The sequence below is a fragment of the Arachidicoccus sp. BS20 genome, from assembly GCF_001659705.1.
In the GTDB taxonomy this organism is placed as follows: Bacteria; Bacteroidota; Bacteroidia; order Chitinophagales; family Chitinophagaceae; genus Arachidicoccus.
Window position 1 is genome coordinate 168374 of the sequence record NZ_CP015971.1, and the last position, 25811, is coordinate 194184.

Here is a 25811-nt window from a genome sequence, read left to right on the forward strand (position 1 = left end):
ATTGCAATGAAATACGATGTGTGAACTTTCTACATATAGTTTAGTGAAGCATCTTTATTAAATATTCCGATATATTAAATACATGGTCCAATGTTACGGCGGTAACACCTATAATAAGCACGCTGGTTAATTTTAATGTAAATGATTTTACAAGTTTTTTATCTTTTATGTTTTTCCATACTATCGGAAAATCAATCATTGCACTGGACATGGATGATATAATTGCCGTACTACCTGCAATGCTGGCAGATATCTGTCCATGCATTGCCATCGTTGCCGCCGCAGCAGTAGTGCTTGCACTACTTACCAAGCCGCCGAAAAAACCGGTAACAATCATGCCTGAGCCGCCTAATGCCCGTGTAATGAGTGTTCCTCCCACTTGTATCAGTATGAATAAAAGACCGAAGGAAACGATTTTTTTGCCGGATATGGGAGATGTCAGTTTTATAACAACTTCAGTTTCTTCAAATTTCTTTGATGCGTGATAGTCTCTCCAAATCCAGAGAGCTGCCATACATGACATTGCCAATAACGGAAGCAATGTGGCTGTAAGCGACAGTGGTACAAATATGGCAGCCAGTACCATATTTCTTGTAAACATGGAAATATTTATAATGCTTGACAACATTGTGATGCGTGAAGGTGTGCCGGCTTCCTTAACACGAGTAGTCATTTCAGCAATCGTAGCCGTGCTGTTAATAAGTCCGCCGAATACTGCGCCTAAGTATAATCCTTTCGAGCTGAAGACTTTTAAGAAAATATAATTTAAAAAACCAATGCCTGCAATAGCTATTATGCTAATCCATGCATCACACGGATTAAACAATTGCCATGGGTCAATATAGCGGTTGGGAAGTAAAGGGTATATCACAAAGCCTATAAGTCCCATGATAATTGCACTTCTGATTTCAGACGTTTCCAACCCCCCCGCAAACCTACTTAGTTCTGTTTTCCAAGCCAACAGCATGGTAATAATAATAGTGGCGGCAACAGGTGTAAAAATGTGTCCTAAACCGATTAATACACCACAAATATAGCAGGCTATCATGGCTGCTGAAGTTGTGATTTCTGTATTGCGTTCCGCAAGAAAACTTCTTATGTTGGACAATAGCACTAACAGTAGTATGCCAATTAAGCCGGCAACAACGATAGACTCATTAATTTGAGCCGAAAGCATACCTATTAAGGATACAATAGAAAAAGTACGAATGCCTGCTTCTTTATGTGACCAATTTCTTTCTAACCCTATCAGCATTCCTATACCAACAGCAACGGCCATTTTTAAAGCAATATCCCCTACATTAAAATGTAAAAAATGTTCTTCCAATATTGATGGTTTATGATTGTGTAATTATGTGCGGATATGTTCAAAGATATTTTATATTTTTTTATTAAAAAAACGAAGCCAAAAAGTAGAATAGCAATTGTTCTGTATTTATACTGATATTAAGATTTGCAGGCAGTTATAGCTATTTCATAAAAATGTCGTTGTAGAATTTTCTAAAATAAGATTTCATTGTTATGTCGCAATTCATACGGCTCTTCATCTTTTTTAAAAATCTTTGCCGATAAATTTCCTTCCAAAGAAATTCTTTTATCAATTATTCTTATCCAGCTTCCTTCGCGCAAGCCTACGACAGGAATATTGTTGAAAGATAAAAATTCTTTGATGCGCGTTTCTCTTGTTTCGCCCATGTGCTTTGATTGTGCATCGGCATCTGTAAAATGCGGATTGATATTAAACGGGACTAAGCCCATTGTTTCAAACGAGGACGGATAAACAATCGGCATATCATTTGTCGTTTGCATATTGATGCCGCCGATATTGGAACCCGCGCTGCAACCCAAGTAGGACTTTCCTTTCAGCACTTCCTCTTTCAAAACTTGCATCAGATTATTTTCGTGCAATTGCTTTACCAGAACAAATGTATTGCCGCCGCCAGTGAAAAACCCTTGTGCATTCTTAATAGCTTCGATGGGATTATCAAACTCATGCAAACCTTTTGCACGGATGTTTATTGTTTCAAAAAAAGATTGTGCTTTTGCCGTGTATTCATCATGCGAAATGCCGCCCGGACGTGCATACGGAATGAAAATAATTTCATCAATTTCTTTGTATAATTCAATGATTTCTTTTTTCAGATATTCGAGATAACCGCTTCCGTAAATGGTAGATGTGCTTGCAAGAATGATATTCATAGTTTTTATTTACGCAGTATAAAAAATGCGCCTCAAAATTATTGAAGCGCAGTTATTTAGTTTAGAAAATACAAATTTTATTTTTCAGAGCTATCCGGTGCAGTAGGCAATGGCGGAAGTGTATCATCGGATGGCATTTGCACTGAATCTTGCTGTGGACCCATTTCTTCCATTGCTTTTTGCATCGTTGCCTGAAGGTCAATTTTCCATTCTCCTTTTTCTTTTTTCAGAATGAAGGTTTGCGTTTGCACTTTCGTTCCCATTATTTCATGCGGGAAAGTTAATGTAATATCCACGCTGTACGTTGAGTCATTAATTTTCTTTTCATTTGACGCCTTTACGGTTTCCTGTTTCAAAAAGGCTTGAATGGAATCCGGCAGCTGACCGTTCTTTATGGTACCTTCAATCTGGCTGAAAAAGCCTTCACTCTCTGCTGTAACTGCGCTTTTGGCAGATGTAAAGTCTTGTGTATTCATCGCTTTGGCAAATTTTTCTGCAACGCTTGACGGAGTAGAGGCTTGCTTGCACGAGAAAATTGTAACAACTGAAAGGAATACAAAAAAGCCTAAGATTGCTCGTTTCATTAGAAATATTTTTGTGAATGAATCATGCAAACTTAGGCTTAATTTTTTAGAGCGTACTTTCTTTTTCCGATTTTTTGTGCGTGTAAAAGCGATGTTCTTCTTCAGTAATTTCGTCGGCTTTGTTGTACGCTTTGATAATTTGTTTTACCAAACGATGCCTTACCACATCTTCTTCATTCAGTTCGATGTGTCCGATGCCGTCGATATTTTTCAAAATAGAAACCGCTTTCCACAAGCCGCTCCGCTGGTTTTTGGGCAAATCGATTTGCGTAGGGTCGCCTGTGATAATAGCTTTCGCATTTGCACCAATTCGTGTCAAAAACATTTTCAATTGTAAATCATTGGCGTTCTGCGATTCATCCAGAATGATGAAAGCATTGTCCAGCGTGCGTCCACGCATATAAGCAAGCGGCGCAATTTCAATGGTGCGCGTACTCATATAATAACCGAGCTTGTCCGCAGGAATCATATCATCCAGCGCATCGTATAAAGGACGCAGATACGGGTCGATTTTTTCTTTCAAATCGCCGGGCAAAAAGCCAAGACTTTCGCCTGCTTCTACCGCCGGGCGCGTAAGAATAATTTTCTTGACCAGTTTGTTTTTCAATGCCCGCACAGCAATGGCAACAGCCGTATAAGTTTTACCGGTTCCTGCCGGACCGATGGCAAAAACAATATCATTTTTATCGGCAGAAGCAACCATTGCTTTCTGGTTGGCTGTACGCGCACGAATAGTTTTTCCGTTTGGTCCAAACACGAGTACATCATTCGGATGTTTTTCAAGAAAATTATCCACTTTTCCTTCATCAATGCTCCCGAGAATTTCCTCAAAATAGCTGTCGCTAAGGTCGCCGCTGCGTTCCATGTACTGAAGCATCAGGTTGATTTTTTCTTTGGCTTCTTCTACATATTCGGGTGCGCCGCTCAGTTTTATTTGCGTACCGCGGGAAAGAATTTTAAGTAATGGAAAGCGTTTCTTGAGAAGATTCAGTTTGGCATTGTTTACTCCGAAGAATTCAATTGGGTTGAGCGTGTTTAGTTCGATAATAGTGTCTGTCAATTTGATTAGTATTTAAAGTGATTAAATATAAATGACCTTTCTTAGCTAATTTACGAAGTAAGTATTTCTGTTTACAAATTTAGTTATCAACAGATGTTTATTACTTATTGAAGAATGATGAATTATAAATGTTGAATTGTTTTGATAAATAGAACGCAGATTATTTATGAGAGTTATAATAAATCCTTGCAATCTTCAAAATCATACAAATCACGGTTCCGACTAAAAAAGCGCATATCTTTTGGACACGCGCTTTTTAAATTTTTACTGAATAAAAGAATTATGCAGTCGCTGCGGTCGGGTCTTCCGGCTCAGGGGCATCGTCTTTTTTACCGAATAAATTTTTAAGATAATTTTCTGCGTCAGCCCAGTGTTCCTTTAAAGATTCCGAACCTTTGGACGAAAGCTCTGAAAAATAATCGTGCGCTTTATCAAAAGTAGTAGAAGCTTCATCTTTCAGCTTACTTGCTTTGTCTTTTAAATTTTGCGCCAGTTTTTCTTTGTCTTCATCGGTCATGGATGAATATTTCAACGCGGCTGCACCTGCCGCAGCGCCCAACAAAAATGTGGCTATGTGTTTTGCATCTACTCCCATGGTTGATAATTTTTAGTTTGAAGATATAAATATACGAATTAAAAACTATGCCAAAAAATTTAGGGATGTTAAAAAATGATGATGAATACATTTCTTAGATTAGTGAATCAGAATATCAAATGTTTCCTACATTCGCCGTCCGAAAAATTTGAAAAGAAGATGATAGAATTTGCACAAGTAATTGCACAGAAGTTGAACATACGCCCCGCGCAAGCGGAAGCTGTTTTGAATTTGTTGGCGGAAGGCAGCACGATACCGTTTATTGCGCGCTACCGCAAAGACAAAACAGGCGCGCTCGACGAAGTTCAGATACAACAAATACAGGACGAAGCAAAGTTTTTAAAAGAGTTTACCGAGCGTAAAGCATTCATTGAAAAAACGATTGAAGAGCAAGGAAAAATGACGGAAGCCTTGCAGGAAAAAATTAATAATGTAACTACGCTTGCCGAACTTGAAGATATTTATTTGCCATACAAACCGAAGCGAAAAACCAAAGCGCAAACGGCAAAAGAAAACGGGCTGGAACCTTTGTCTGCATTGCTCTTGGAACAAACGAACATTGATGTAAATACAGAAGCGGAAAAATATTTCAATGAAAAAATTACGACTGTAGAACAAGCGTTGCAAGGTGCGCGTGACATTATCGCGGAAACAATAAATGAAGATGCACTGGTGCGTGCAAAAATGCGTAAGCTGTTTGAAGACGAAGCGACTTTGCAGAGTTCGGTAATTGCAGAAAAAGAAACGGAAGGAGCGAAGTACAAAGATTATTTTGATTTTTCCGAGTTGGTTTCCAAAGTGCCGTCGCATCGTGTGTTGGCGGTATTGCGCGGTTTTATGGAAGGAGTTTTGCGCATGAGCATTTCGCCGGAAGAAGAATTTGCTTTGCAAAAAATAGAAGAGTTGTATGTGAAAAATTCTTTGAACGGTTCTGTTGAGCAAGTAAAAAAAGCAATCAAAGAATCATACAGAAGATTGTTGCAGCCGAGTTTGGAAACAGAATTTCGTGCGCAGTTGAAACAAAATGCCGATGAGGAAGCGATTAATGTATTTGCCGAAAACCTTCGCCAGCTCTTGCTTTCATCGCCTTTAGGAAGTAAACGAATTTTGGCAATTGACCCCGGTTATCGTACAGGTTGCAAAGTTGTAGTCTTAGATGAAAAAGGCGAATTGCAAACAACCGATTTGATTTTTGTTCATGAAAAAAATCATAGAATTGTAGACGCGGAAAACACCATTAAAAAATTAGTTCAGCAATACCAAACAGAAGTCTTTGCTATCGGCGACGGAACTGCGGGACGCGAAACGGAACAGTTTATCAAGTCATTGCAACTGAACTTGCCTGTATTTTTAGTGAATGAAGACGGCGCATCTGTTTACTCCGCTTCGGAAACGGCGCGTGAAGAATTTCCCGATTACGATGTTACGGTTCGCGGCTCGGTAAGCATCGGCAGAAGATTGATGGATCCTTTGGCGGAGTTGGTAAAAATCGACCCGAAAAGCATCGGCGTGGGACAGTATCAGCACGATGTAAATCAATTCCGTTTGAAAGAAAAATTAGACCAAACTGTGGTAAGTTGTGTGAATGCAGTTGGTGTCAATCTGAATACGGCGAGCAAACATTTATTGAGCTATGTGAGCGGCATCGGTCCTTCGCTGGCAGAAAATATTATCAAGCAAAGAAGTGAACTCGGCAGGTTTGAAACGCGGGAACAATTATTAAAAGTTCCTCGTTTGGGCGGAAAAGCATTCGAGCAATGCGCAGGATTTTTAAGAATTAAAAACGGAACAAATCCTTTGGACGAAAGCGCCGTGCATCCCGAAGCATACAAAGTGGTTGAACAAATGGCAAGCGATTTGTCGGTTGATATAAAAGCGTTAATCGGCAATGAAAAATTAATCAATGAAATTCCTGTCAAGAAATATGTTTCCGAAAGTTTCGGCGAGCATACAATTAAAGATATTCTCAACGAGTTGAAGAAACCCGGACTTGACCCACGCAGCGAACTGGAGCAATTTGAATACGCAAATATTTATAAAATTGAAGACGTTTCCGTTGGTATGATTGTTCCCGGAATTGTTACGAACATCACGCGGTTCGGGGCTTTCGTGGATATTGGCGTAAAGCAGGACGGATTGGTTCACGTTTCAGAAATTTCGCATCAATACATTACCGACCCGAATGAAGCATTAAAGCTGAACGATAAAGTGCAGGTAAAAGTTCTGGAAGTCGATATTAATCGCAAACGCATTGCATTGTCGATTAAACAGGCGAATGAAAATGCCACGCCGCAAAAAAGAGGCGGCAATCATCAGCATAAAAAACAAGCTCCGCAACAAGATGTTTCATCTATGAACATGAATGACGCGCTGAGTTTGTTGAAGAAGAAATTCGGGAAATAAAGATTATATCAGCTTCTTTTGTGGAAGTATTTTATTCCTCATGAAAATACTTCCACACTTTTTGCGCTTTGCTGCCGCCGATTTCCGCGGTCAATTCTCTTTCGGTTAATTGCTTTATCTGGTTGATGGAGCGGAAACGCTTCAACAACTGTTCTGCTGTGGCTTTGCCGATACCGGTAATTTCTTCCAGTTCATTTTTAAAAGTTCCTTTCGAGCGTTTATCACGATGAAATGTAATGCCAAAATGATGTACTTCGTCGCGGATGCGGCGAACGAGCTTTAATGATTCACTGTCCCACGAAAGTTTCAAAGATTGGCTGTCGCCCGGAAAAAATATTTCTTCTTCATTTTTTGCAAGCCCCACAACGGTCATTTTACCGACAAGGCTTAATTCCTTAATCGCTTCCATTGCAGAACTCAATTGCCCTTTGCCACCGTCGATAATCACGAGTTGCGGAAGCGGTTTTTCTTCGCGTTGCAGTCGGCTGTAACGCCGATGTACAGCTTCTTTCATGGTTGCAAAGTCATTGATGCCTTCAACAGTTTTCACATTGAAATGACGATAATCTTTTTTGCTCGGCACGCCGTTTTTAAAACAAACCATCGCCGACACAGGATATGAACCTTGGAAATTTGAATTGTCAAAACATTCGATATGTGCAGGTAATGCAGGTAAAGACAAATCTTCCTGCAACTGTTTCAGTACTTTTTGTTTATCGTTTTCGGTTTGCTCTTCCAGGCGCAACATTTTTTTCTTGCGCAATTCTTCTTTAAAATAATTCACGTTTTTTTCCGACAGTTCCAGCAACTTCTTTTTATCGCCGCCTTTCGGAATTGTGATGGTTATTGAGTTATCGGGAAATTCAATTGGTTTTGAAACAATAATTTCTTTTGAAAAACTATTGAACTGCTCGCGCAAATTTGCGATAGCAAACAACAAAATATCTTCTTCTGTTTCTTCGATTTGTGCTTGTAATTCTACTGTGTGTGTATGAATGATTGTCCCGTTTTCGACCATTAAATAATTTACATAAGCCGTTTCGTGTTCCTTTGAAATGCTGAATACGTCAAGGTTTCCAAGATGCGCGCTCACAATTACAGACTTCGACTGATAACTTTCTAATGCAACAATTTTCTGCCTGATTAATTCGGCTTTTTCAAATTGTAAATTGGCTGCAAAGTCTTGCATTTCTTTTTTAAAATGATTCATCAACGGCGACAAATTTCCTTTCACAATTTGCCGGATTTGCTGAATGGATTCTGCATAATCTTCTTCGCTTTGAAAGCCTTCGCACGGACCTTTACAATTTCCCAAATGATATTCCAAACACACTTTAAACTTGCCGCGTTCGATATTATATTTTGTCAAATTCAATTTGCAAGTGCGCAACGGAATGTTCTCTTTTATAAAATCAAGAATCTCGCGCACACGCCATACAGCCGTAAACGGACCGATATATTCCGAGCCGTCTTTCAGTTTTCTTCTTGTGAGGAACACGCGTGGGAAAGGTTCTTTTTTGATGACGATGAAAGGATAAGTTTTATCGTCTTTCAGCATGATGTTGTACTTCGGTTGGAATTGTTTGATTAAAGAATTTTCCAACAGAAAAGCGTCTTGTTCCGTGTCCACAATCGTGAACTCAATGCGTGCAATACGTTGAACCAATTCATACGTTTTAAAATTGCTCACGGTCTTGTTGAAGTACGAACTTACGCGCTTGCGCAAATGCTTTGCCTTGCCCACGTAAATAAGTGTGCCTGCATCGTCAAAATATTTATAAATGCCCGGATGATTGGGAATCGTGTGTGAGATTTGTTGAAATTCCTGAGACGTCATTGATGCAAAGTTAAGAGGAAAGTCAATAACGTCATTTAGTCAAAAAGTCAATAGTGTGGAAGCTGGTTCAAACTTTATCCTTTGTTTTTGTGGTTCAACTTTCCACTTCCAACGGTAAGCTCACAAAGAAAGTGGTTCCTTCGCCTTCATCGCTTTCAAACCAAATTTGTCCGCCGGCTTTTTCTACAATGCCTTTACAAATCGCAAGTCCCAAGCCTGTTCCCGAAGATTTTGTGGTAAAGTTCGGTTCAAAAATTTTGCTCGCCTGTTGTACGGAAATTCCTTGTCCGTTGTCCTGAACGCTTATTAAAACGTTGTTGTCCACCCGCAATTCTTTAATGTGAATTTCTGCGGTTTGTTTGGCTTCGGTTGCCTCGATAGCGTTTTTAATCAGGTTGGTAAACACACGGTTTATTTGGACTTTATCTGCATAAATGAGCAAAGGTTCATCTGTTTTTTCAAAGCTGATGTTTACTTCATCATTTGCATTATTCAGCATAACCAATGAAGCCAGCATTTCGCTCAGATTGAATGTTTCGGGATTTACATTGTGAATATTGGCAAACTGAGAAAAATCGCTTGCAATGCGCGCCAATTGGTCAATTTGCTCAATCAGCAATGTTGGTATTCTTTGTGATAAATCGCGAATGTTCGCTGTTTCGTTATGTGCCGAACGTTGCAGAAATTGCAAACTTAATTTCATCGGCGTAAGCGGATTTTTGATTTCGTGCGCCACCTGCCGCGCCATTTCTTTCCATGCGCCTTCACGCTCGCTTTGTGCCAATGCCTTAATACTTTCGTTCAGCTTTTGCACCATGATGTTGTATTCTTTCACAAGGTCGCCAATCTCATCGTTGCGTTTCCAATCGAGTGCTTTATTTTCGATGCCCACATTGATTTTACTCATTTCTTCTTTGATGTAAGAAAATGATTTGGTAATGCGCAACGTAAGCAATGCGGCAATCGCTCCCGCAAGCAAAAATATCAAAGCATTCAAATTGATAACCGTAACCATGAAGCTCGAAATCTCTTGCTGCAACTCGCTTTGCGAATGAAGGAACGGAATATTGAGATAGCCGAAAGCATTTTTATTCCTGTCGTACAAAGGCACGTAACCACTCAGATATTGAAACTTACCAATGGTTTCTTCCTGTAAATAATTGATACGATGCTTATAGCGCATTTGATAATACGCATCGGGCTGCATTTTGTTGCTGACAATATTTTGATTGTATATGTAGGGCTGCGACGATGCCTGCAATGTGCCGTTTTTGTCGTATAAATTTACCTCATCGTTGTTCAGGTTTGCAAGTTCAATTACGCGTTTTTCCACCAAATCGCTGCTATAAAAATTATCCAATTCATCGGGCGTTTGCAATGTTAAAGGAAGCTCTGTCTTCAGACTTTCCTGAATTTCATTTGCCAGCACTTGCAGGTTTTGCGTAAGAACTTCCTGGTTGCTTTTATCAAACCGCATAATGAAAAACGAAATGGTGGAAATACCGATAACGATAAAAGAAAACAGGCTGATAAAAATAATGGTCGCATGAATCTGAAAGCGAATTTTAAACTCAAATGCTTGTTTAATAATGTCCCATCTGAATCTCGACTGGATAACAAAGCCGATAATTTTAAACAAAACAATCAGCACTACAAAAGACAAAAACAAATAAGCAAACAGCGTGATGCTTGCAATGAAATTATTGTTTTTTTCTGCAAGAACTACCACGAGATTGTTGCCCGGATTATACCAAAGTTCTTTTGCCTTACTTGATTTTAATTCTCTGAAATCCCCGACCGGCGGCGCTTGTGCAACGCTGATGGAATCCGAGAAATCATAATCGTTACTGCTTGAAGAGAGCGTTCTGTTTTTATAAACGGCATAAGAATAATCGGGATTTTGGTTATCGGACAACAATGAACTTCCATGCAGCAACTCAGTAGGAAACGGGCTGTTGATAAAGCGTTTAGGGTTAATGACGATAAACAAATACCCGATAAGCGTATTCGATTTTTCGGAAATTACTTTCTTGCGATAGATGTAATTAAAAACGCTGTTTTCCGTGGGATAAGTGTATAAACCCGAAACGCTCCCTTGTTTACCAATGCTGCCAATCATTGCATTAAGTGCGTCGAACGATGTGGAATCTTTGTTGTATAAAGGTTGTTGTAAACTGTCGTAAGTGTATATCGCAGATTCGTACTTATTTAAAAAACCGCGAAAGGTATTGGTAAGCAAACTGTCTTTGATAAACGAGTTTTCTTCGGGCGAATAAAAACGTGAAAAACTTTCGTCAAAAGAGAAATTGGAAAGGTCATTGATTTCCATTTTCAACAAGTTTTCGCCTTCATTATCTGCCTGCATGGCAATATCGACAGCTGTTCTTTTCCGCTCTTCAAACTCTTTGCTGTTGGTTGTTCTTATAACAACTGTAACAGATGCCGCAAAGAACATCAGCCAAAACAAAAAGTACGGCGAACTGATAATAGGCGATGCAATATCTTCTTTTCTGTAATGCAAAATAATGCAATACAAAATCAACCAGACAACCGTAGCCAACTGCATAAAAATAATGCCCGATGTGTGTTGTATGCTGATGATAAATAATGCAGATGCAACTACGATGGCAATTTTCCAAAGCAGGTCATAACCCGCGTTGATGGCAGACAGAAACAGAAAATATGATAGGTTGAAGTAACTTAAAATAATAAATGTAAGAACGATAAATGCTATAACTGTGTAAAAATTCAAATGAAAAAAATCTGTAACGTTCAAAGGTATTCTTGAGTCTAAAACGAGGCTGCAAACAATGTTCAGCATGTTCAGCGTGAAGAATGCAAATAAAAACAAGGCAATTGCACCAAATATTTTTTTATACCTGATGAATATTGGCGGAATATCTTCCGGTACAACATCTTTGTGGCGGTACTTGATGAAAAATACGACCCAGAAAAACAGCAAGACATTGATAAGCAAATCGCCCAGCGAGGAGTTGAGCATACTTGATGCGTAAATCAGCGGCGAGAATAATTCGTAGTTGCGAAAGTCAAACGGGATGGGTAACGAGTAAGTGATTACGCGTAGCAATACAATTGTTATCATCAACCAGAAAGTGCCTACATAGAAACCATTGACGATAGTTACCTCATTGATAATGCTGTGTATGAAAATCAGTATAAAAATCGTAGCGGCAATTTTTAAAATTGCTGACCAAGTGTTGGGATAATTGCCCGCGCTTCCCGGAATTTCACTTATTTTAAAAACCACTTTTCCGCGTGAATTATAGACCGGATAACCTTTTCCGCTGTTGTCGATAAAGTAGCGGTTGTCGAGCAAAGACGAATTGGCAAACGAGTTGGTAAAATATTTATTCTCGATAAAGTATTTCCATTTAATAGGAACAAGCGCTGCAACAATATATTTTTTTCCCTGATAAGAAACTGTTTTTTTCAGCAGTTCAAAAAATCCGTTTGTGCCGTCGAAAGGGTAGAAGCCGTCGTTCTTTGCTAAGTCTGAAGCATTCAGCGTCATGTTGAATGTACTCCAATATTTTTCGGTAACAATGCCGGAATCTGAAACATTAAATATAAACAATCCGAAATCTGCATCGTTTATTTTTAAAGAAGATTTATCGGCGCTGTTATCCAGCAAAACGGCAATGCTGTTTCGGTCTGTCGTTATTTTTTCAAAGCTGTTTTCTCTTTCCGACAGATAAGATTCAAAGCTGCTTTTAACTTTCGCCGGCGTGGAATTGAATGCCCAGTAATTACTGATGACAAAGGAAATGGTAAACAGCCACGCAGCTATAATCAAAAGATAGCCGTGATTGAAAATGGTTTTGCGGAATGTATCTGAAAACTTTATCCCTGTCATTAATCTTTATTGCGGGTTTGCGCTTTTGCTTTGTTCCAAAGTTCATCCATTTCATCAAGCGACATTTCTGTAAGCGATTGATTATTGTCGCCTGCATAAGTTTCCATCAGCTGAAATCGTTTGATGAATTTTCGATTGCATTTTTCCAAAGCTGCGTCTGCATCTATGTTCAAAAATCGTGCGTAGTTTATCAAACTAAAAAATACATCGCCAAATTCTTCTTCTGTTTCTTGCGCATTGCCTGTATTTTCGGCTTGTTTCAGCTCGTTCAATTCTTCTTCTACTTTTTCCCAGACTTGTGTTTTGTTTTCCCATTCAAAGCCTACTTGCTTTGCTTTTTCCTGAATGCGCGCCGCTTTGGCAATCGACGGTAATGCAGCCGGAACGCCGCTTAGTACAGATTTTTTTCCTTCTTTTTCGAGTTTTATTTTTTGCCAGTTTCTTTTTACGTCGGCTTCATTTTCCACTACTACGTTGCCGTAAATATGCGGATGGCGTTTAATCATTTTTTCGGTAATGGTTTCCAAAACATCAACGAAAGAGAAGTGGGTTTGTTCTGAACCTATTTTGGAATAGAATAATAAATGCAGCATCAAATCGCCGAGTTCTTCTTTTATTTCCTGCCAGTTTTCTTTGTCGATAGCATCTGCAAGTTCATACGTTTCTTCAATTGTCATGGTGCGCAGCGTGTGGATGGTTTGTTTTTTGTCCCAAGGACATTGTGCGCGCAACTCGTCCATAATTTGTACAAGACGCAAAAATTTTTCGGATAAAATATTATTGTTCATTGATAATGGTTTCTTTGCAAGTAAAGATACCGAGTGTTTACATTTTTTTGGAAAATGTGTTGAGTTTGTTTGTGTAAAATAAATTACACAAGAATTAATGGTAAGGTTTTGAAACGCTATATAAGCTAATAAGGTTGAGGGGGCTTGTTCGTCTATTGTTACTAAGGTAAGGAAATGTTTTTTGTATTTGAACGAGCCATAAATTTCGATATTTTTATGTGAGTAAGAACTTGTTAAAATTAATTGAAAACTAACGATGCTGAAGGTTTATGTAGCCACAGAGTAAGCAGAGATTTGCACAGAGTTTAAAGAGATTTTCTTCGTTCCCTCTGTGAATTGCTCCGATAACTCTGTGGTTAAAGAAAAAAGACAATTAACTTAAACAGCTCCTAAAGAAATACGATTAAATTTGTTGTAAGAATCGAATGAAAAAAAACTTATGACCTTAGTATCGAATCAGCATTCTTAGCCACATAACCTTATAAAAAAACGAACATGAAAATAGAATACAATAACCTTTACACGCATTTTATCCTGATAACTCAGTGCCGACTTCCTTTAATAACTGAAAAGAATAGAGAGCGAATTGAAAAATATATTACGGGAATAGTGAACAACAATAATTCAAAACTATATAGCATTTATGCAAATCCAGAACACATACATTTTCTTGTGTCTCGTTCTCCTAAAATATCCGAAGAAGTGTTGGCAACGATTGTAGCAGACAGTTCTGCAAAATTTATAAATGACAATAAATTGAGTGTCGGTGTATTCTCATGGCAACAATCTGCTTCTGCGTTTTCCATTTCCAAAACAGATATAGATAAAGTTTGCAAATACATTCTCAATCAGCCGGAACATCATAAGAAACTTAGCTTTGCAGAAGAGTATGATAAGTTTATGAAACATTATCAAAAAACGTTAAAGTGGGATATAAGCTAATAAGGTTGCTAGGCTTATGTAACTTTGGTTATTAAGGTTATTATTGATATTATAATAAAAGATTTGGCGTCGCCAAATCTTTTAATTTCGGAATCACTAAAGCGGCTCTCTTTCGATTACTCTCCCGATTTCCATCCGAACGGAATGAGGGCTAATTACTAAGATGCCTTTCGCTTGATGCAAATGTATAGCAAAATGAAATAAGCAATGCAACCTTAGTGATAAAATGGTTTCTATGATGCACAGCCTTATTTCCTTATTACTGAAAAATGCCGGAATGAGATGATATAAGTTAATAAAGTTTGGATATATTATGTGGCTTTTGTTACTAAGGTTATTGTACAATAAAAAAGTTTGACATTGCCAAACGTTAGTAATAAGATTGCGTATAAAACTATGACCTTATTATCTTATCAATTTACTTAAACTGCTCCGCCAAAATCTTTACCATTACAATCAATTGGCCCGTGTGCCGCATTGTATGCTCCGCAGCATGAATACAAAGTCCGATAACGGTTGAAGGCAATGCTGCTCTGCCTACACCACGCTTTTCGGTTAATATATTTTCAGGAAGATTTTTTAAGCGTTCTATTGTTTGTTCAATACGCAGTGTAACCATGTTCACTAAGAAAATCGTTGTGCTTTCGTCAACGGTTTCTTCACTTTTTAAATATGAAAATTGTTCTTGTGAAAGTTGTTTTGCTTCGGCGTAAGTAAGCAATCTGTCGAGAAAGCCTGCAATATGTTTTAAATGAAACCCGACAGAGGCACAGCCGGCAGGCTTTTCCCATAACAAATTATCAGGAAAATTTTGCAACGCATTTTCTATTTCTTCTCTTGCCTGCAACAATGCATCTGCAACGGGTTGTAGCAAAGGAGACAAGCCATTTGTTTTATTCCCACGCAGCCAAACCTCTCTTTTGTTTTCCATGTGATAAATTGATTTGTACGCTGCTAAGTTATTTTAAAAATTTCCCCGAATCGTTGTTAGTGTGCATAAATATTTTAAACAAATGTTTGATTAATTTAAACAATTGTTTAATTTTGCGGCGTGAAATTAAAAAGGGAAGTCGAATTATGACGGACAAAAAAACTCATATCGTAAATGTAGCTGTTGAATTGTTTTCGCAAAACGGCTTTGAAGGTACGTCTATGCGCGACTTAGCAAGTACAGCGGGCGTAAACATTGCGATGATTAATTACTATTTCGGTACTAAAGAAAAATTGTTCGAAACAATTGTTGAAAGCCGCGCTAATCTTCATAGAGAAGTTTTGGAAAATGTTTTGAACGACAAAAAACTTTCTTCCATTCAGAAAATAGATAAGGTTGTTGATTACCAGGTAGAAAAAGTGTTGGAAGACCGCCATTTTCATAAAGTATTGCAGGCAGAAGTGATGCTGAATAAACGTCCGGACCTGAATCAGGCTATCGGAAATATATTTAAAAGGAACTCCTGGGTTACACGGGCAATTCTTGAAGAAGGTGTTAAATGCGGGGAATTCAGAAAAGTAGAACCCGGTTTGGTCATCTCTACGATTTATGGCACAGTACGTCATGTGTTTTTGTCAAGAACATTATGCCATGTGGTTTTTGAAGACCTTGATGATAATACTGACCCGTTTACCGACCCAAAAATAAGGAAGAAAGTCGCGGATTATCTGAAGCAGTTGATGCGAGCGTATTTGTTGAAAAAATAAGAACATTATGTTTTTATTAAAAACGATTTGCCTTAGAATAATGTACGCTTGCCGAAATAGATTTGACAAGAATTATTTGAGAGTGGTAGTTTTATAAATCTATGAGCTTGTCGGGATGAAAAATGCTATCAAATTAGACTAAAATAAATATAAATAATAACGAATGAAGCAATTATTAAAAAAATGTAGATTACTTCTTGTGGTGGTAGTGCTGGCTGCACCTGTGTTTGCATTTGCACAGCAAACCGACACGACCCTTGACTTAAGGGGAGCCATACAGCTTAGCCTGAATAACAGCAAGCAATTAAAGCTTTCTTCTGCAAAAGTAGAACAGGCGCTTGCAAGCGTATCCGAAGCAAAAAATAATCAACTACCCGATTTGAAAGTTTCGGGCGCATATTATTATCTTACGAAACCGCATATCAATATTTCGCCGGATTTGTCGAGCAATGATGATGACGATAACAGCAGCGACGATAGTAACTCCGGTTCTTCGTTTCCCAATGTGCATCAGGCTGTGTATGGGATGCTTACTGCAAGTTTGCCAATATTCGCAGGCGGAAAAATTACCAACGGGATAAAGTCCGCACAGTATCTCGCAGAAGCGGCAAAGCTCGATGCCGGCAACGATAAAGAAGAAGTAATTCAAAATACAATTGAAGCATACAACAATCTGTACAAAGCAATTGCTACGGTAAAGCTGGTGCAGGAAAATCTGGCAACAGCAAAGCAACGCGTGAAAGATTTTCAAAGTATGGAAGCCAACGGTATTGTCGCACGCAACGATTTGATGAAAGTTGAATTGCAGGAAAGCAATGTAGAACTCGCATTGCTGGATGCAGAAAACAACCGCAAAATTGCCAACTATAATTTTAACATCATGCTTGGCTTGAACGACAGTACGGTTATCGGTATTGACTCCAGCGACATCGACAACGACGAAAATGTACCAAGTCTTTCAGATTTGGAAAATCTGGCTCGTTCCAATCGATTTGATTATCTCGCTTTGTTGGACAGACAGCAGGCTGCCGAATACAATACCAAAGTTGTAAAAGGTAATCAATATCCGTCTTTGGCATTTGCCGGCGGTTACATGGCAGCAGATATTCCAAAAGCATTATCGTTGTATAACGTGGTAAATGTTGGAGTAAGCGTGAGCTACGACATCGGTTCTTTGTATAAAAATAATGCAAAGGTGCGTCAGGCAAAAGCCGAAGAAAAAATACTTGCTATCAGCAGGGATAAACTGAATGATGATATTCATACGCAAATTTATACGGCTTACAATAATTATTTTGAAGCGTTGAAAAAGATAGATGTGTATAAAGTAGCCATTGCGCAAGCCGAAGAAAATTATCGCATTACCAAAAACAAATACGATAATTCACTCGAAACTACAACCAATTTGCTGGATGCAGATGTGGCTTTGCTTCAGGCAAAAATCAATTATGAATATGCCCGCGCCGATGCAGCGGTTGTGTACAACAAAATATACGAAACCGTCGGAACGCTTAATAAAAAATTCAACAATCTTCAGTAATTATCCGGGAAAAATAAAATATTAATTAAAAAAATTAAAGCAATAAAAATGTCAAATACCGAACACACAGAACAAAAAGCAAAGAAAAAATCAAACCCGTTGTTTGCAATTATTTTCGGGATACTTGTAATTGCAGGTATTATTTTCGGCATCGTTACTTATTTGCATTCGCAAAAGCATCAGGAAACCGATGATGCACAAATAAGCAGCGACATCAGTCCTGTGATTCCGCGCGTTGCAGGCTATATCAAAGAAGTGCACGTAAAAGACCATCAGTATGTACACAAAGGCGATACGCTTGTAGTGCTTGACGAACGCGATTTGAAAATCGCTTTGGAAAATGCACAAGCGGCACTCACTTCCGCAGAAAGTAATGTAAGCGTTGCAGGTGCGGGTGTTGGCGTTGCACAAAGCAATATCGTTAGTTCAAAGTCAAGTATTGAAACTATCGATGCGCAAATTGAAGAAGCAAAAGTAAATCTATGGCGCGCGAGTAATGACTTTGAACGTTATAGCAATTTGATTAAAGACCATTCCATTACACAACAGCAATTTGAACAAGCCCAGGCAGCGAAAGAAATTGCAGAAAGACAATTAGGTGTATTGCAGGCACAGAAAGCAGCTGCACAGAAGCAAGTTGCGGCTGTAGCTTCACAAAAGAATGTTTCTTCTAATCAGGTTACAGCTGCGCAGGCAAGAATTAAAGAAGCGCAGGCGGCAGTCGATGCGGCTGAATTGAATTTGTCTTATGCAGTAGTTACTGCGCAAGTGGATGGACAAGTTGGAACTGTGAACTTGCAATTGGGCCAATATGTGCAAGCAGGACAAGCATTGTTCGACATTGTTCCGAATAACGAAAGATGGGTAATTGCCAACTTTAAAGAAACGCAATTGACCAAAATAAGAACAGGTCAAACTGCCGAAATCAAAGTAGATGCGTTTCCCGATTTGGATTTGAAAGGCACGGTAAGTTCCATTTCTCCGGCAACAGGTGCGAAGATGTCTTTAATTCCGCCGGACAACGCTTCGGGCAACTTTATTAAAGTTGTACAGCGCGTGCCGGTAAGAATTGATTTTACCAATGTAAGTGATTCAATCCGCAACTTATTAAGCTCCGGCATGAATGTAGAAGTGGATGTGCATCTTACGAATGATTAGTAATTAAAATTTGTTCATTTACATTTTTGATAATGAAAAACGTTTAATTACTAATTATTAATTACTAATTTTTAATTGAAAGAAATGGCTACGGCTCTACAACAAGATTCATTGGTCGAGTATGGAATGCGGCGCGTACTGATTACTATTACAGCCGTTCTTGCAGCTCTGCTTGAAGTGATAGATACAACGATTGTCAACGTGGCGCTCAACGACATGAAAGGGAATCTGGGCGCGACTTTGAGCGAAATTGGTTGGGTGGTTACTTCATATGCAATCGGCAATGTTATCATTATTCCGATGACGAGCTGGCTGTCGCAACAGTTTGGACGGCGCAATTATTATGCAGCATCGATTATTGTATTTACGCTGTGTTCCTTTCTCTGCGGCAACGCACACTCACTCGGAGAATTGATTTTGTTCCGGTTTTTACAAGGCGCTGCGGGCGGTGCATTACTGGTAACTTCGCAAACAATAATTACGGAATCCTTTCCTGCCGAAAAGCGTGGAATGGCACAGGCTATTTATGGTTTGGGGGTAATAGTTGGTCCTACTTTGGGTCCGCCATTGGGTGGTTATTTAACAGAAACGTATAGCTGGCCCTACATTTTTTATGTAAATATTCCTGTTGGTATCGCGGCTGCAATAATGACTATCAGGTATGTGCGCAGTCCCAAATTCGGCGAGAAGAAAAAAGCGAAAGAAGTGGATTGGTTTGGGATTGTGTTTCTTGCAGCAGCAGTCGGATGTTTACAATTTGTGTTGGAAAAAGGACAGGAAGAAGACTGGTTCAGTAGCGAGCTTATTTTGATTGCATCTATTATTTCAGCAGTAAGTTTTTATTTCTTCATCTGGCGCGAGATGGTTGCAAAATCGCCAATCGTAAATTTGCGTGTACTGAAAGATAATAATTTAAAAATAGGGACAATACTGACCTTTATACTTGGTTTCGGACTGTATGGTTCTACATTTATTGTTCCGTTATTCTTACAGAATATCTTAGGATGGTCGGCTTACCAGGCAGGATTAATCATGGTGCCATCGTCCGTTGTAACCGCTTTGATGATGCCTGTGGTAGGACAGCTTTTACAACGGGGTGTGAAGCAGCAACTGCTGGTTGCCATTGGGTTTGTAGGCTTTTTTTGTTACAGTTTATGGGGCTACAAAATACTCACTCCATTCACAGGGTTTAATAATTTCTTCTGGATGTTAATGTTACGAGGCTTTGCACTCAGTCTGATGTTTATTCCGATTACTACGCTTGCATTGTCCACACTTAGTGGAAGAGCAATTGGCGAAGGTGCGGCGTTTACAGGTATGGCGCGCCAGCTTGGCGGCTCGGTGGGAGTTGCAATTATTACAACATTTTTGACATGGCAGGGGGAAAAGCACAGTACAAATTTGGTGGGTAATTTGACGAATAACAGCGTGGTATTTCAGCAACGCTACAACAGCATGGTAGGTTTGTTCACGTCTAAAGGCTTGGCGCTGAATCAGGCGAAGCAAGCGGCTTATGAAGCAGTGTTTGGACAAGTGATAAAACAATCAACAATATTGTCATATATGGACGCATTTTTATACATCGGATTGATGTTTATGATTTGTGTGCCGTTTGTGCTAATGGTTAAGAGTAGAGGCAAAGTGAATCTGAGCGCGGCGGCACATTAAAATTTTGGATTATGGTATGAATGGGTAAACGGCAATTCGTAAGAGTTGCCGTTTTTTTATTTTTTATATTTGTTGTGGCGAAAGCAGAAGAAATTACGTTTTGATAATAAAATGATTGTTATGAAAAAGATGATTTTAATTTTATTGATGGCTTCAATATTTGTTGTCGCTTGTAAGAAAAATTCTGAGGAAAAACTCAATAGATTATCGGGAACTTGGGAATTGATAGAATCTAATTCTCCAAAAACAATGTATGCTCAGGGTGCAGGAAATAAGACAATATTTACAACTTCATCATATAAAGATTACCGACAAAACAAACTTGTTGATAGTGGAAGTTATGCTATAACCAATAGTTCTACAGACAGCTTAGGACAGTGGAATGGAAATATTTCTATGAATACTTTGCCATGTTACTTTTACGTACGGAAAGATACTTTAGAGATTGATGCACCTGGTATTATTTTTACAAATGCAGTCTATATAAAAATAGACGATTGATTATATCCATTGCGTTATCGCATAAATTATCAATCCCACTAAACCGCCGACCAGTGTGCCGTTGATACGGATGAACTGCAAATCTTTTCCTACTTCCAGTTCGAGTTTATGACTTAGTTCGTTGCCTTCCCAATTGCCTACCGTATTGCTGATTAAATCGCCTACGTTGTTCACATTTTTCAGAAAAAGTTTATAAGCATTCAAGCGGAACCATGCATCAATATTCTTGCGCATGGTTTCATCGTTTTTTAAATTTTGGGCAAAAGAAAGAATATTTTTATCCAGATAAGTTAAGAGTTTCGAGCCATCGTACGATAGTTCAATCAGCAAGATAAACTTGATACTGTTCCACATATCGGTCGCATACTTCTGAATATTGTCTTTGGATAGCAAACCCTCTTTCAGTTTATTCAGCTCGTTTTTCCATTTGTCTTCTTCGCGCAGTTGCTGAATGAACTTATATAATTGCTGGGTTAGTTCTTTGCGAATGGAGTGATTAGGGTCTTGTTCAATTTCGTGCAAATAGTTGGCAATGCCCACCGTTATGCGGTTTGCAAGCATATTGTCCACAAAGCCGGGAACCAAAATGCCGCTTTCTTTTTTCACACGAGCACGCACCAGATCTTCATTTTCTGCAACATAATATTTCGCTTTGTTAAGTACATAATCCAATATTTTTTCATGTTCTTTTTTGTCGGCAACATATTGCAATGCCGATGCAAGCACTTTGTTGATTTCGACTTTGTTCAGTAATTCTTCGCCTTTCTGCGCAATGAAACCTGACACCGCAGCATCGTCAATTTTTTGTAGAATATTGTTGATGATTTTTGTGATTTCGGTAAGCAACATTTTGCGGTTCTTTTCTTTCTCTAACCAGTCCGCTGCATAGCCGGAAACCTGAATTTTACTGATATACGGACGAATGGTTTGCGGGCTGAGAAAATTTTCCACTACAAATTTTCCAAGATTATCGCCGATACTTTTTTTCCTTTCTTCAATCAGATTGGTATGTGGAATTTTCAATCCCAGCGGATGATGAAACAACGCCGTAACGGCAAACCAATCTGCCAGAGCGCCCACCATTGCAGCTTCGGAAAACGCTTTTACATAACCGAGCCATGATACTGAATTTTTTCGCAATAATATTTCTGAAGTGATATAAATCAACGCCATTACCACAAAAAATGTAGTGGCGATGACTTTATGTTTTTTGAGTTGCACGGATTTGTAATCTGTTGTTGTGTTCATACGTGCCAAAGATAATGAAGCCTGATGATTTATGTATTTGCAGAATACTTATTAGAACGGGTGGGATTCATGAAATTAACTCTTTAAATGTTTCAAGAGAAATAACGTTTTAACAGCAGGAAAATTAAGAGATTTCAACAAATTAAATCCTCTCTTGTGTGAGCATATAGGTTGCATTTGAGGCAATGTAACCATCGGCAAATTTATTATCATCTTTATCTTTTAGCAAATTCTATTTATAATAAACGTGTGTGTAATGCACATTAGGCAATTTCGAACGAGGCGCGAGTAAGAAATCTCCATATGGTATTTCGATTTATAAAATTTAAATGGGCTCTAAATCTCAAAAAAATTCCCGAATTCGTAAGTGGATATTCCGCATTTCGTAAATCGTTGTATAGTGTTGGAGGTATTTTTGCGCCCTAAAAATGAAAATAAATGGGAAAATTAACGACACTACTTCTTTTTTTGATTTCATGTATTTCACTGAATGCCCAAACGGGATTCTTAAAAGGTAAGGCTTTATCAAAAGACCACAAGGCAGCTGTAGGGGTAACTGCTAATTTAGCGGAAACTCCTTTTACTGCAATGACTGATAATGAAGGTGTGTTTGTTATAAAAGCTCCCGCAGGTAGCTATAAATTACTTGTTAGCCAAGTAGGAACAAGAGTAAAAGAGATAAACGTAAATATTCCTGACGGAGATACTGCTTTTATTCCGGATATTATTATGGAAGAAACAGCGCATAGCCTTTCTGAAGTAAATGTAATAGGCAGCAAAAACCCGTTTGGCGATAAACAATCTTCTTATGTTGCACGTATGCCGTTGAGTAATATGGAGAATCCCCAAACCTATACATTAATACCTCAGACTTTGCTTGCTCAGCAAATTGTTACGAATTATCAAGATGTCTTCAAAAATATATCCGGTTCAGGTGTCGCATCTACAGCTACCAATGGAAGGGTTACTATGACCTCAAGAGGATTTAAGGTTTGGAGCGTAGTCACAGACGGTGTATCGGGCTATACTATGACAGATATAGACCCGGCAAATATAGAGCGGGTAGAAGTTATAAAAGGACCTGCCGGTGTATTATTTGGTGGAGGCGCAGGTGGAGGTGTTACTTCTTTCGGTGGTATTACAAATATTGTTACTAAAAGACCTTATAATTCTTTTGGCGGAAATATAAGCTATACTGCAGGAAGCTACGGTCTCAACAGGCTTACCTTTGATGTGAATACTCCTCTAAATGCAGACCGAACTGTGCTTTTCCGTATGAATGCTGCAAGAAACGATGATAAGTCATCGCAAGATGCAGGTTTTACTAAAAGTACGTTTTTGGCTCCCTCTTTGTATTATCAGGTAAACAGCAGAGTATCCTTGAATGTGGATGCCGAGTTCTATGACAGAAACGCCACAAGCCCTTATTGGTTTACACCATATAAGAAAACGGCTTTCAAAGACGCTCGGGATTTGCCTTTAAATTATAACCTGTCTTTTACCAATAATGATGTATTCTATCATGCGCAACAACTGAATGTTCGTGCTCAGATTAATACGGTCATCAAAAAAAATTGGCGTTCACAAACTTCTTTTGTACGTACGACCAATGATATTAGTGGACCGCAGCAATCGCTTGTCGGTATTACGGACTCTACTTTGACAAGACAAATCAATGCGGGCCCTTTAAATTATAATACGCTTCAGATACAACAGAATTTTACCGGAGACTGGCATATCGGTTCCATGCGAAACAGGTTAGTATTAGGGTTGGACTATTTTGATTATGCTACTAATTCCAATGCTGCTACAATTACTGTGGATACGGTAAACTTTTTAAACCCCGGAAGCAATTACGGTAATTTTAATATGGCTCTCGTAAATCAAAAACTGGCAACGGCAACATATAAAATGTCCAATGCATCGCAAAAATCATACAGTGCCTATTTCTCTGATGTTTTAAATATTACTGAGAGATTGGATGTTATGGCTGCGCTTCGTGTGGACAGGTTTCAGGATGAGGGAACCAAAAATGTGACTACAGGCGCCGTTGACGGAAAATACGGGCAAACGGCATTGTCTCCTAAATTCGGTCTTGTCTATCAACCTTTGCTGAATAAAATATCATTGTTTGCCAATTATATGAACGGCTTTAATAATGTCGGTGGAGTTGATTATGAAGGAAAGACGTTTAAGCCGGAATCGGGCAACCAATGGGAAAGTGGTGCTAAATTCAATTTGATACACGGGCTTCTTGTGAGTACAATCAGCTATTATCATATAAAAGTATATAATGTCCTAAGAACTGATTTGGAACATAACGGTTATCATATTCAAGACGGTACACAATTGAGCCGAGGCGTGGAATTTGAGTTGAACGCCAATCCGCTTCGCGGGTGGAATCTGTTAGCCGGCTATGCTTATAACCACAGCGAATATTTGAAAGCCGATGAAGGATTGACAGGTACGCGACCAGACGGTTCGGGTCCGGTGCATACAGCCAACCTTTGGACAAGCTATACGATTCATGGCGGTATTACAGACGGTTTGGGCTTTGGTTTTGGCGGTGTGTATGGAAGTGACTTGGAAAATCTGAAACATCTTACAGGGTTTAAAGTCCCATCTTATACAATAGTTGATGCCACGATATTCTACGACCGTCCGGTTTACCGCATTGGTATCAAAGTGAATAACTTGGGAAATCAGCAGTATTGGAACAATAGGCTTCAATTGCAGCCAATGAGGAATGTGGCTGTTAATCTTACATTGCATATATAGTTGCAAATACACATACCAACAGAAAAATGTATCATGCTATTTAAGAATGTCCTTTCGTCAATTTGATTATAGATTATTAAAAAATAAAAATATGAAAACAACAGCCGTATTTAAAAATTTGCTTCTTTTAACCGTTTTGGTTTGCTTGTTTCAAGGTGCATCCGCTCATTATTTATGGATTGAGTTGCCTTCAGCCGGGCTGAAACAAAATGTGGCGGCAGATATAAAAATATATTTTGGTCAGCTTGATGAAGGAAGACGGGAGACGAAAGGGCAGCGCTTAGATGAAGTTAAACACGTACAATTATATGTAGTCTGTCCGGATGGTAAAAAAGAACAATTATCATTAACAGAAGAAGATAGTTTTTATTTGGCACGCTTTACACCGCAACAGACAGGACGTTATGCATTTTGCGCCGCAGATACTTTGGAAAATGTTGCTGATTGGAGAAAATATAATATAGGAATTGTTCGCTTAGGCTTTTTTTCTACGGCATTTGCAGCAGTAGGAAAAATTTCGTCGGATATATCAACCGGCAATTATAATGATTTATGTTTTGTAGAAAAAACAAAAGGCTGGAACAACCAACAGCCTGTTTACCAATTGTTTTTTAAGGGTAAAGTTCTTAAAAATACAAAAGTGAATATATCTGCTGAAAATGAATGGACACGGAGTATTAAGACTGATGCTAACGGTAAATTCTCTTTTGTTCCGTTATGGACGGGACATTATGTAATAGATTTTATTTACACAGACAAAACACTAGGAACATATCAGGGAAAAAGTTTTGAAGCGGTTCGTAGCAGGGCTACAATACATTATTTCAAAGCGGAATATAAAGATAAATCGTGATGTATTTGTAAGATAATTGATAGAATCAGGTACGAGATTTTTCCCCTTAATTGAGAATTATCATTTCTGATGTTTCCAACGGATT

19 protein-coding genes are annotated in these 25811 nt (G+C 38.7%); 9 read left to right on the forward strand and 10 right to left on the reverse strand.

Features of this window, described 5'->3' with window-relative positions:
• Window positions 1-40: 40 nt before the first annotated feature.
• The 5 genes from A9P82_RS00790 to A9P82_RS00810 form a co-directional block, all read right to left on the reverse strand.
• Window positions 41-1327 (reverse strand): MgtC/SapB family protein, encoded by a 1287-nt coding sequence (locus A9P82_RS00790; RefSeq protein WP_066203028.1) that lies wholly within the window; start codon window positions 1325-1327, stop codon window positions 41-43.
• A 173-nt stretch (window positions 1328-1500) separates the two neighbouring features.
• Window positions 1501-2199 carry a dipeptidase PepE gene (gene pepE, locus A9P82_RS00795; RefSeq protein ID WP_066203031.1) on the reverse strand — a complete coding sequence of 233 codons (699 nt, stop codon included), beginning with the start codon at window positions 2197-2199 and terminating at the stop codon, window positions 1501-1503.
• 77 nt (window positions 2200-2276) lie between these two features.
• Entirely contained in the window at window positions 2277-2783 is a 507-nt protein-coding gene (locus A9P82_RS00800) for an NTF2-like N-terminal transpeptidase domain-containing protein (RefSeq protein WP_066203034.1), read from the reverse strand.
• A gap of 46 nt (window positions 2784-2829) precedes the next feature.
• A complete protein-coding gene (locus A9P82_RS00805; protein WP_066203036.1) occupies window positions 2830-3843 on the reverse strand; it encodes a PhoH family protein in 1014 nt (337 codons plus the stop codon).
• 280 nt (window positions 3844-4123) lie between these two features.
• Complete coding sequence (locus tag A9P82_RS00810; RefSeq protein WP_066203039.1) at window positions 4124-4438, reverse strand: hypothetical protein; 315 nt, start codon at window positions 4436-4438, stop codon at window positions 4124-4126.
• A 159-nt stretch (window positions 4439-4597) separates the two neighbouring features.
• Here A9P82_RS00810 and A9P82_RS00815 point away from each other — a divergent pair, with 159 nt between their 5' ends.
• Window positions 4598-6841 (forward strand): Tex family protein, encoded by a 2244-nt coding sequence (locus tag A9P82_RS00815; RefSeq protein ID WP_066203042.1) that lies wholly within the window; start codon window positions 4598-4600, stop codon window positions 6839-6841.
• Between the two features lie 31 nt (window positions 6842-6872).
• Here A9P82_RS00815 and uvrC read toward each other — a convergent pair whose 3' ends face one another.
• The 3 genes from uvrC to mazG all read right to left on the reverse strand — a co-directional run bounded on the left by uvrC (window position 6873) and on the right by mazG (window position 13340).
• Window positions 6873-8678: an excinuclease ABC subunit UvrC gene (gene uvrC / locus A9P82_RS00820; RefSeq protein ID WP_066203045.1), complete on the reverse strand. Its 1806-nt coding sequence runs from the start codon at window positions 8676-8678 to the stop codon at window positions 6873-6875.
• A 94-nt stretch (window positions 8679-8772) separates the two neighbouring features.
• The gene (locus tag A9P82_RS00825; protein WP_066203048.1) at window positions 8773-12552 is read right to left on the reverse strand and encodes an ATP-binding protein; all 3780 of its coding nucleotides are present in this window, start codon (window positions 12550-12552) and stop codon (window positions 8773-8775) included.
• Window positions 12552-13340, reverse strand: coding sequence for a nucleoside triphosphate pyrophosphohydrolase (gene mazG / locus A9P82_RS00830; protein WP_066203053.1), 789 nt, complete (start codon window positions 13338-13340; stop codon window positions 12552-12554). Before mazG ends, A9P82_RS00825 begins: the two co-directional genes overlap by 1 nt.
• 495 nt (window positions 13341-13835) lie before the next feature.
• Here mazG and A9P82_RS00835 point away from each other — a divergent pair, with 495 nt between their 5' ends.
• On the forward strand, window positions 13836-14282 hold the full coding sequence (locus A9P82_RS00835; RefSeq protein ID WP_066203056.1) for a transposase: 447 nt from the start codon (window positions 13836-13838) through the stop codon (window positions 14280-14282).
• A gap of 418 nt (window positions 14283-14700) precedes the next feature.
• On the opposite strand, the gene A9P82_RS00840 is transcribed toward A9P82_RS00835, so the two are convergent.
• A complete protein-coding gene (locus tag A9P82_RS00840) occupies window positions 14701-15213 on the reverse strand; it encodes a DinB family protein (protein WP_066203059.1) in 513 nt (170 codons plus the stop codon).
• Between the two features lie 146 nt (window positions 15214-15359).
• Between A9P82_RS00840 and A9P82_RS00845 the strand changes: the two genes are divergently transcribed.
• The 5 genes from A9P82_RS00845 (at window position 15360) to A9P82_RS00865 (ending at window position 20847) form a co-directional block, all read left to right on the forward strand.
• Entirely contained in the window at window positions 15360-15980 is a 621-nt protein-coding gene (locus A9P82_RS00845; protein WP_066203061.1) for a TetR/AcrR family transcriptional regulator, read from the forward strand.
• Between the two features lie 163 nt (window positions 15981-16143).
• Window positions 16144-17520 (forward strand): TolC family protein, encoded by a 1377-nt coding sequence (locus A9P82_RS00850; protein ID WP_066203064.1) that lies wholly within the window; start codon window positions 16144-16146, stop codon window positions 17518-17520.
• 48 nt (window positions 17521-17568) lie between these two features.
• On the forward strand, window positions 17569-18678 hold the full coding sequence (locus A9P82_RS00855; protein WP_066203066.1) for an HlyD family secretion protein: 1110 nt from the start codon (window positions 17569-17571) through the stop codon (window positions 18676-18678).
• Between the two features lie 84 nt (window positions 18679-18762).
• Window positions 18763-20346, forward strand: coding sequence for a DHA2 family efflux MFS transporter permease subunit (locus tag A9P82_RS00860; RefSeq protein WP_066209441.1), 1584 nt, complete (start codon window positions 18763-18765; stop codon window positions 20344-20346).
• Between the two features lie 120 nt (window positions 20347-20466).
• Window positions 20467-20847 (forward strand): hypothetical protein, encoded by a 381-nt coding sequence (locus A9P82_RS00865; RefSeq protein ID WP_156522571.1) that lies wholly within the window; start codon window positions 20467-20469, stop codon window positions 20845-20847.
• On the opposite strand, the gene A9P82_RS00870 is transcribed toward A9P82_RS00865, so the two are convergent.
• Entirely contained in the window at window positions 20848-22095 is a 1248-nt protein-coding gene (locus A9P82_RS00870) for a DUF445 domain-containing protein (protein ID WP_066203074.1), read from the reverse strand.
• Between the two features lie 438 nt (window positions 22096-22533).
• Here A9P82_RS00870 and A9P82_RS00875 point away from each other — a divergent pair, with 438 nt between their 5' ends.
• Together A9P82_RS00875 and A9P82_RS00880 are read left to right on the forward strand one after the other, a co-directional pair.
• Window positions 22534-24873, forward strand: coding sequence for a TonB-dependent siderophore receptor (locus A9P82_RS00875; RefSeq protein ID WP_066203077.1), 2340 nt, complete (start codon window positions 22534-22536; stop codon window positions 24871-24873).
• A 91-nt stretch (window positions 24874-24964) separates the two neighbouring features.
• Complete coding sequence (locus tag A9P82_RS00880; RefSeq protein ID WP_066203080.1) at window positions 24965-25726, forward strand: DUF4198 domain-containing protein; 762 nt, start codon at window positions 24965-24967, stop codon at window positions 25724-25726.
• Window positions 25727-25811 lie beyond the last annotated feature (85 nt).

Coding starts and splice junctions, on each gene's coding strand:
- A9P82_RS00835 (WP_066203056.1), top strand. CDS start 13,836: ATGAAAATAGAATACAATAACCTTTACACGCATTTTATCCTGATAACT.
- A9P82_RS00865 (WP_156522571.1), top strand. CDS start 20,467: ATGAAAAAGATGATTTTAATTTTATTGATGGCTTCAATATTTGTTGTC.
- pepE (WP_066203031.1), bottom strand. CDS start 2,199: ATGAATATCATTCTTGCAAGCACATCTACCATTTACGGAAGCGGTTAT.
- A9P82_RS00875 (WP_066203077.1), top strand. CDS start 22,534: ATGGGAAAATTAACGACACTACTTCTTTTTTTGATTTCATGTATTTCA.
- A9P82_RS00810 (WP_066203039.1), bottom strand. CDS start 4,438: ATGGGAGTAGATGCAAAACACATAGCCACATTTTTGTTGGGCGCTGCG.
- A9P82_RS00855 (WP_066203066.1), top strand. CDS start 17,569: ATGTCAAATACCGAACACACAGAACAAAAAGCAAAGAAAAAATCAAAC.
- mazG (WP_066203053.1), bottom strand. CDS start 13,340: ATGAACAATAATATTTTATCCGAAAAATTTTTGCGTCTTGTACAAATT.
- A9P82_RS00840 (WP_066203059.1), bottom strand. CDS start 15,213: ATGGAAAACAAAAGAGAGGTTTGGCTGCGTGGGAATAAAACAAATGGC.
- A9P82_RS00850 (WP_066203064.1), top strand. CDS start 16,144: ATGAAGCAATTATTAAAAAAATGTAGATTACTTCTTGTGGTGGTAGTG.
- A9P82_RS00845 (WP_066203061.1), top strand. CDS start 15,360: ATGACGGACAAAAAAACTCATATCGTAAATGTAGCTGTTGAATTGTTT.
- A9P82_RS00825 (WP_066203048.1), bottom strand. CDS start 12,552: ATGACAGGGATAAAGTTTTCAGATACATTCCGCAAAACCATTTTCAAT.
- A9P82_RS00880 (WP_066203080.1), top strand. CDS start 24,965: ATGAAAACAACAGCCGTATTTAAAAATTTGCTTCTTTTAACCGTTTTG.
- A9P82_RS00860 (WP_066209441.1), top strand. CDS start 18,763: ATGGCTACGGCTCTACAACAAGATTCATTGGTCGAGTATGGAATGCGG.
- A9P82_RS00870 (WP_066203074.1), bottom strand. CDS start 22,095: ATGAACACAACAACAGATTACAAATCCGTGCAACTCAAAAAACATAAA.
- A9P82_RS00815 (WP_066203042.1), top strand. CDS start 4,598: ATGATAGAATTTGCACAAGTAATTGCACAGAAGTTGAACATACGCCCC.
- A9P82_RS00800 (WP_066203034.1), bottom strand. CDS start 2,783: ATGAAACGAGCAATCTTAGGCTTTTTTGTATTCCTTTCAGTTGTTACA.
- uvrC (WP_066203045.1), bottom strand. CDS start 8,678: ATGACGTCTCAGGAATTTCAACAAATCTCACACACGATTCCCAATCAT.